The organism is Paenibacillus sp. 1001270B_150601_E10 (genome assembly GCF_015558675.1).
In the GTDB taxonomy this organism is placed as follows: Bacteria; Bacillota; Bacilli; order Paenibacillales; family Paenibacillaceae; genus Paenibacillus_B.
Map to the genome: position 1 here is coordinate 95,520 of NZ_JADMOL010000009.1, position 7,375 is coordinate 102,894.

The 7,375-nt window shown below is 48.3% G+C and carries 6 protein-coding genes; 4 read left to right on the forward strand and 2 right to left on the reverse strand.

What is annotated here, in order from left to right; genetic code table 11:
- The first annotated feature begins 148 nt into the window (after window positions 1–148).
- A complete protein-coding gene (locus tag I2H74_RS18835) occupies window positions 149–1,693 on the forward strand; it encodes a DnaD domain protein (protein WP_195575786.1) in 1,545 nt (514 codons plus the stop codon).
- 33 nt (window positions 1,694–1,726) lie between these two features.
- Entirely contained in the window at window positions 1,727–2,683 is a 957-nt protein-coding gene (gene dnaI, locus I2H74_RS18840) for a primosomal protein DnaI (RefSeq protein ID WP_195575787.1), read from the forward strand.
- A gap of 86 nt (window positions 2,684–2,769) precedes the next feature.
- On the opposite strand, the gene I2H74_RS18845 is transcribed toward dnaI, so the two are convergent.
- Complete coding sequence (locus I2H74_RS18845) at window positions 2,770–2,919, reverse strand: YqzM family protein (RefSeq protein ID WP_195575788.1); 150 nt, start codon at window positions 2,917–2,919, stop codon at window positions 2,770–2,772.
- Between the two features lie 242 nt (window positions 2,920–3,161).
- On the opposite strand from I2H74_RS18845, the gene trxA reads away from it, so the two are divergent.
- Both trxA and uvrC read left to right on the forward strand, forming a co-directional pair.
- Window positions 3,162–3,482: a thioredoxin gene (gene trxA / locus I2H74_RS18850; protein ID WP_195575789.1), complete on the forward strand. Its 321-nt coding sequence runs from the start codon at window positions 3,162–3,164 to the stop codon at window positions 3,480–3,482.
- Between the two features lie 184 nt (window positions 3,483–3,666).
- Complete coding sequence (uvrC, locus tag I2H74_RS18855) at window positions 3,667–5,892, forward strand: excinuclease ABC subunit UvrC (RefSeq protein ID WP_195575837.1); 2,226 nt, start codon at window positions 3,667–3,669, stop codon at window positions 5,890–5,892.
- A 208-nt stretch (window positions 5,893–6,100) separates the two neighbouring features.
- On the opposite strand, the gene I2H74_RS18860 is transcribed toward uvrC, so the two are convergent.
- The coding region (locus I2H74_RS18860; protein WP_229106837.1) for a CPBP family intramembrane glutamic endopeptidase at window positions 6,101–7,375 on the reverse strand (1,275 nt) is incomplete at its 5' end.

Consider the following 7,375-nt stretch of genomic DNA (forward strand, 5'->3'; position numbering starts at 1 on the left):
CTCTGAATAGCGGAACACGTCCAAACAAGACTCGACAAGGTTAGAGCAGATTCGTTCATTACCACCATTTAATTCGAACGAATCTGCTCTATTTATGTTACAATAGGTAAACCATTGAGATCATAAGGAAAGGGAGCCCATACAACCTATGCGAATGTCCAATTTACTCCATTTTACGGAGCACCACCATTATGTCGTTTATCGTGAGTTTGGATTAAGTGAGTTAGACCAAAAAATGCTGACACACGTATATCAGCCTATGGTGGGTGCATTTGCAATCGGCTTGTATCAGCTTCTCTATCAACATATCGCAGCAGACCAGATCGGATACTCCGCGATGGATGCCCAGCGCAAGCTCTTTCTTCTTCTAGGGATGGAGCTTAGTGAGCATGGGCGGGGAAAGTTCATCGAAGAGACATCGAAGCTGGAAGCCGTAGGACTACTTCAGACCTCGCGCATCATGCTGCCTGACGCTGAGGACTATGTATTTGAATATGAGCTCCAAACTCCGCTTTCGCCAAGGGAATTTTTCGATACCCAGCACCTTACGCTGCTGTTGAGAGATAAGGTAGGCAAGTACACGGTGCTTTCGCTCAGAGAGCAGTTCAATACGAAGGAGCCCGTTGTCTTTACAGGCAGTGATATCCATCGAGAGAACATCTCGATTCCGTTTTATGAGATTTTTAGGTTGAACACACAAGTGGTGGATTATGAGCTGGAGCAAGCGCTGCATGAGGTTACGCCATATCGAAGCGGCAGCAGCGTAGAGAATGCCAATCAAGGCGATGCTCCCATCCTCAACTATTCGGATATCATTATGCGATTCCCGAAGTATTCCTACAATCGCCCCTATGTGGAGAAACTGCGCTATGACCGCGAGGGCATGGGAATCATTAATTATATTGTTCGCAAGTTCGAACTTACCCCTCAGGAGACGTGCCGGCTGCTGGATGAAGACGGTGTGTTTAATGTAGATGGAAAAATACTGCTGGACGAGCTTCAGCATCGCGCACATCTGCACTTTAGACAGAACAAGCGCAGGGATGAGTGGCGAGAGCGCGAGCAGGTGCGCATCGAGAAAGATTTGGATCAGACTCCGGCTTCACCTGTAAGCGAGCAGGAGATTGCCGTTCAGATGGAATATTATTTGGAGGTTCCGAAGCAATTCGGCGGACAGTGCGATGTGCATCAATACAATATGATGCTCCGCAATACGCCTTATACAAGACTGTTGGAGAAGTTCTTCCCAGGCACGGTTCCAGACTTTATTCTAGATATCTTCGCGAAGCTTGACCTGAATTATAAATTGTCGGATGAAGTCATCAATGTCCTTATTCATTACTTAATGGCCATGCTTGCAAAAGACGGCAACCAGCGCTTGAATCGCAACTTTATCGAATCCATCGTATCGAATATGCTGCTTAAGCAGGTCAAAACATACGAGGATGCGGTTCAATACATTCGTACGCAGCATGCAGGCGCAAATGAGCTGGCGCAAGCAGGAACACAGGCAACAGCTGTTACGCCTCGGGGAAGAAAGACGTCAGGGAACCGCTACAATAAACAGCAGAAGCCGGTAATTCCGATCGTTCAATCCACTGCAGGCTCAGGCGGAACGGTGTCGCAAGAAGAGCTTGAGCGGGCGAGAGAGCTTGCAAGACGTCTGGATGCCAATCGGAGAACAAGCCGTTAATGCGCGATTATTACATGTGAAGGAGGGAGAGGGATGGAGTCACTAGGAGACATGCTGAAGCGGTCGCCATTCAAACAACGACGTGCAGAGATTGAGGCCAAGACCAAGGAGATGCTGAATCAGCCTTTGGTCCAAGAGCTGGTCGCAGAGCATCCGGAATTGGATCAGCAGACGTTGAAGCTTAATCTGAATAAGCTTTACCAATATGTGAAGGAGCATCATGCCTGCGAGCAATGCCCGGGGCTTGAGAACTGTCCCAATGACTTCGAGGGACACTTCACACGTATTGACGTTCATGAGCGCGACGGCCGCTGCTTTCTGGAAGACTGCAAGGTTCCTTGCCAGAAGCTCTTGCATCATGAACGGCAGCAGGCTGTGCGCCGTCGTGTCCGTTCATTCTATGTAGACGAGACAGCGCTGAACCAAGGCTATTCGGCGCAAGAAATATTAGAGCGCGACTATGAGCGAATCGGTGCTGTAACCCAAGTGATGGACTATATCGCGAAAGTATCTGAGCAGGGGCTAACCCCTTCTGGTCTATACTTGAGCGGATCATTTGGTACAGGAAAGACCTTTTTGATGAGCTACATGCTGTATGAGCTTGCTCGGCTTGATTATACAGGTGTGATCGTATATATGCCGGAGTTTGTGGAAGAATTAAAGTCGATGTTCCAAGAGCCTGGCAAGCTTCGGGAGACAATGGAGACGCTGAAAGAGACAGATCTTCTCGTATTCGACGATATTGGTGCTGAGAATATGACCCCTTGGGTTCGTGACCATGTGCTTGGTTCCATATTGAATCATCGGATGAATCGTAAGCCCACCTTTTATACATCGAATTATGACATGAATGGTCTGCTGAAGCACTTTAGCTATACCCGTGAAGGAGAAGATATCTATAAGGCTGAGCGGCTAATGGATCGCATTCAGCCGTATGTTGAGGTTGTCTCCGTCAATGGTCAAAATAAGCGCGGTCAGAAGCCGCAATAGTCAGAAACACAAAAGTCCGAGTGCATCCTTCTATTGAAGGAACCTCGGACTTTTGCATGTGTCTAGCATGGATGGATCTAGCTGACTTAGGACATAATGAACTTAACAATAACCATGCCGAAGAAAATTAAAGTCATGAACCCAAGCATGCCACCGAAGCCGTTCATAACGTCACGAAGATCGTCAGTAGGCGTTTCGTTTACATGCTCGCGAGGATCGACAGTTTTGGCTTCCATTACGCTATTCCTCCCATCTGCCTCTTCCTGCTATGATTATTGTCATATTGCGGCAGGAATATTAATCCAATTTCGTCTTAAGTATAGCGAATAACGCTTCGATTTGTAAAGGAAAGGCTTGTTTTTCCTATGACAAATTGATTACAAGTGGAAATCTCAAATTCGCATAAAAAAATGTTTTGTGGTATACTTTACATGTTGAAAAATAAAGTAAGCTGCTTTATATAAAGGAGGAACTAAAGATGGCAATCGTACATGTATCCGATCAATCCTTCAATGCTGATGTTGAAAATAACAATGGTGTCGTATTGGTTGATTTCTGGGCACCATGGTGCGGACCTTGTAAAGCTCTTGCTCCAATCTTGGATGAATTGGACAATGAGATTACAGGCCAAGCGACAATTGCTAAAGTAAACGTGGATGAGAACCCTGAGTCTGCTTCCCGTTTCGGCGTAATGAGCATCCCAACAATCATCGTATTCAAAGATGGTCAACCTGTGGATAAAGTTGTAGGCTTGAACTCCAAGGATGCACTCAAGAGCTTGGTAACTAAACACCAATAATCACTGGATGAGCTTTCATCCATTGACAGTTAAGCCCTCCTGAATAGGAGGGCTTTTTCTCATGCCTTCCATAATGATATAGTATATCTATTAGAGGGGAACACTTTACGAACAGACGGCAGAGAGGGGGAACGTGAAGTTGAGTGAAAAAGACAAGAAAAACCCGGTTTCTTCAACGAAGAATATGGATGCTATAGATGACAGCTACCCCGGCCAGCACTCCTCCAATTGGCGATCAGAGCGTTGGAAGGAGCGCTGGAAGGATCGGTATGAAGCCAAGCAGGAAGAAGTGCTGACAGAAGAGGAGCTTGCTGAGCGGGAGTGTGCACTGGAGCGCATCCATAACAAGCTTGCTCTGCTGCCGGACCTTCCTGGCTGCTATCTGATGAAGAATCAAGAGGGCACGATTATTTATGTCGGCAAGGCGAAAGTGCTTAAGAATCGTGTCCGCTCGTATTTTAGCGGAAGCCATGAAGGCAAGACGCAGCGGCTGGTTTCAGAGATTCGGGATTTTGAATACATTGTGACTGCAAGCAATATGGAAGCTCTCATCTTGGAGTGCAATCTAATTAAGCAGCATTACCCTCGCTATAATGTGCTTCTAAAGGACGACAAGAGCTTTCCTTATATCAAAATTACGAATGAACGGCACCCAAGGCTTGAGGTAACAAGGAGGGTGTTAAAGGATAAAGCGAAGTACTTTGGACCTTACCCGAATGCTTTCGCCGCACAGCAGACGAAGAAGCTATTGGATCGGTTGTACCCGATGCGAAAATGCAATACGATGCCAGACCGCGTCTGCTTATACTACCATATCGGGCAATGCTTAGCGCCTTGCGAGTATGAGGTTACGCCTGAGCAATACGAGCAGATGACGATTGAGATTGCTCAGTTTCTTAAAGGCGGACATGAGGAGATCAAGAAAGAGCTTCGTCGCAAGATGGAGGAAGCGGCTGAGGAGCTGCATTTCGAACGGGCGAAGGAATACCGAGATCAGCTTATCGCTATTGACGCTATTATGGAGAAGCAAAACATTAATACAGCGGATCAACAGGACCGCGATATATTCGGCTTTGCTGTCGATAAGGGCTGGATGTGTGTGCAGATTCTGTATACGCGTCAAGGAAAAATGATTGAGCGGCATGCGACGAAGTTCCCTTACTATGGGGATCCATATGATGATTTCATGTCCTTCGTCACACAGTACTACAGCGAGAATCCAGCGCTGCCTAAGGTTATTCTGCTTCCAGATGAAGCTGATTGGCTGGAAGGAACGAAGGAGCAGATCGCAATATCGGATGGAGCTGGTGCATCGTTAACCTCTTCACCGTCTAGCAATTCGTTGGGTACAGATCCAGCGTCTACTGAAGCTGAAGGTACCAGCGAAGCTGGTTCTGATCCTGACGAAAGCGAAGAAGCAGCAGGCGGAGTACGGATGACCATCCGCCAGCTTTCTGAAGCTGCAAATGATGAAGGCGAACATGCGGATGAAGCAGCAGCAAATAACCCTACGACTGCGGGAGCTCTGCAGGAGTGGCTTCATGTTAAGGTGCTGGTGCCTAAGCGCGGCATGAAGCGTAAGATGGTCAAGATGGCGATGGATAATGCAGGTGTGGCGCTTGAAGAGAAGTTCAAGCTGCTTGAGCGCGATCAAGAGCGTACAGCACATGCCGCGGAGCGGCTTGGCGAGGCTCTAGGCATAGGGGTAGCTCGTCGGATTGAGGCGTTTGATAACTCCAATATTCAAGGTGCTGACCCAGTGTCGGCGATGGTCGTGTTTATTGACGGCAAGCCTGCGAAGAAGGAGTATCGGAAGTATAAGGTCCGTACGGTGGTCGGGCCGGATGACTATGAAACGATGCGCGAGGTTATTCGCAGACGCTATGAGCGCGTGCTGAAGGAAGGGCTCGATAAGCCTGACCTAATCGTTGTCGATGGCGGTAAGGGGCAGATGTCAGCTGCTATCGATGTGCTCGAAAATGAGCTGGGTCTCTTTATTCCGGTAGCGGGACTTGTAAAGGACCAGAAGCATAAGACAGCTCAGCTGATGGCCGGCGATCCGCCAGCGGTCGTTCCACTTGGACGCGATAGCCAGGAATTTTATTTGCTCCAGCGGATCCAAGAGGAGGTTCACCGCTTTGCGATTACCTTCCACCGCGAGCGACGTGCCAAGTCGATGGTCATCTCCTCCTTGGATTCCATCCCGGGCATCGGTGAGAAGCGGCGCAAGCTGCTGCTTAAGCATTTTGGCTCGTTGAAAAAAATTAGAGAGGCTTCTGTGGAGGATTTCCGCGAGATTGGCATTGGCCAATCATTAGCCGAGACGATCCTGTCCCATCTAAATGGTGAGGAGCAGGATGTCCAATTGGACTCACATGACGAAGCGCCTCCTGCCAATGAGGAAGCCTAGCATAAATGAAAAAGCACTCTGCGATCAGAACGCGTTAGCGTATAGGGTCGCAGAGTGCTTTTTTTTTGTACTCCAGAACAGTGACTCCAGAACAGTGACTCCAGAACAGTGACTCCAGAACAGTGACTCCAGAACGGTATGCACCAAGGACGTATGATCCAAAGGTAACGACCAAGTCGTTCTTTCATGGCCGATACGACATCATCCATCACAGTTTTGGCTTCTCGTCTATCCCTATGCCCGTCTTCTTCTCTTTGAAATATCGTATGGCGTAGACAAGAATGACAGGCAGCAGAAGATAGATCAGGCCAAGAGTCATGCCCTGAGCGGTCCCTTCTAGTAAATACGAGATGACCATCAGCAGCGTATCCAGCATCAGATGGGCAAATAGCGCTGTCCAAAAATTGTAACGCACCATAATCCATACAAAGACAAACCCAAGGATCATGAGCTCAACCGGTCGCGAGTAGTACGGATAGATGGGGTAGGTGACATGGCCTGCCGCCCATACGAAGGTAGGGATAATTGCAGCGATCCATGTATTGCGTACAAGCTTTCGAAGCAAACCTACACCGAATAACCGGAAAAAGGTCTCCTCTGAGATGGCAGCGACCCAAGCAACCAACGGGAAAAACGCTGGAATGGTGAGATTTAGCGGCGAATTCTCCGCGTCTGTACTGGACCAGGCTTGAACGCTGTATTCAAGCCCTGTAAAGATGATGGACTGAAGCCCAAGCAGTACGCCAGCAAAGCACAAGCCACGCCAGAAGGCATCGACCAGTTGCTGTCCAAAGCTTGCGTCCGACCAGGTCGGCATGATGCTAGGGTATGGCGTACGCTGCCAAAGATGCTTGCCGGTTACAAGTGAGAAATATAGCGTCACTCCGCCTTGTATAATCGTTAATGCAATTTGTAATAACGTCGTAAACAGAATGGCATCAAAGGATACCGCTCTTGACAGGCTGAGCATGGCAACGCCCGGAATCAGATTGATAACATGCAGTATTGATATTCCACATGATATGATCGTGAGCACCCACATGGTAGCGGAGCGAAACTTTACTTTTTTACGAAAAACAACGGCAAGAATGATGCTGATTAATCCCATAATGAAGGAAACGACCATATAGCCGTAGGTTTGAATGGCGTTTGCAGTGTTGTCCTGATGGGCCATGGCGGCTCTATAGTCCTCGGGAATGCTCCACTCGGATGTGATGCTGGCGAGCTGATCACCTGACCAATTTACAGAAATATGCAAGGATGCATCTCCAACTGCGGCTCCAGGAACCCGGTATCGAATTTCGTGAGCTGAAGCTTGCTCAACCGGCTCACGCACAACTTGTTTTAAGCTGTAACCAAGTAATTGTACGGCTTTATCCGAGCGCTTGAGCAGATCCTCTGTAGGCAAAGAGGAGCTCGGGAGCGCACTAACTGTCAGCTCCGTACGATAGCCGACCAATTGTCCGGTGCTCATATGGATGTC

What these genes read in the sequence shown, in the direction of transcription:
- I2H74_RS18835 (WP_195575786.1), top strand. Translation starts at nt 149, where the DNA reads ATGCGAATGTCCAATTTACTCCATTTTACGGAGCACCACCATTATGTC.
- dnaI (WP_195575787.1), top strand. Translation starts at nt 1,727, where the DNA reads ATGGAGTCACTAGGAGACATGCTGAAGCGGTCGCCATTCAAACAACGA.
- I2H74_RS18845 (WP_195575788.1), bottom strand. Translation starts at nt 2,919, where the DNA reads ATGGAAGCCAAAACTGTCGATCCTCGCGAGCATGTAAACGAAACGCCT.
- trxA (WP_195575789.1), top strand. Translation starts at nt 3,162, where the DNA reads ATGGCAATCGTACATGTATCCGATCAATCCTTCAATGCTGATGTTGAA.
- uvrC (WP_195575837.1), top strand. Translation starts at nt 3,667, where the DNA reads ATGGATGCTATAGATGACAGCTACCCCGGCCAGCACTCCTCCAATTGG.